This is a genomic window from Paenibacillus sp. TSM33 (genome assembly GCF_056099025.1).
In genome coordinates this window covers 1-227 of record NZ_JBLZXB010000089.1, presented here as the reverse complement: position 1 = coordinate 227, position 227 = coordinate 1, and the positions used below count along the sequence as shown (strand labels likewise).

Annotated in this window: 1 rRNA gene; it reads left to right on the top strand. The window is 55.5% G+C overall.

The features are described from left to right. Positions 1–227: ribosomal RNA gene (locus ACN6NF_RS26020) — 23S ribosomal RNA — on the top strand; the annotation flags it as partial.

The window sequence follows — 227 nt, the reverse complement described above, 5'->3', positions numbered from 1 at the left end:
CAAGAAGTCAGAGCCCATTTTAGGGGTGATGGCGTGCCTTTTGTAGAATGAACCGGCGAGTTACGTTCCCGTGCAAGGTTAAGGTGAAGAGCTGAAGCCGCAGCGAAAGCGAGTCTGAATAGGGCGACTGAGTACGTGGACGTAGACCCGAAACCGGGTGATCTACCCCTGTCCAGGGTGAAGGTGCGGTAACACGCACTGGAGGCCCGAACCCACGCATGTTGAAA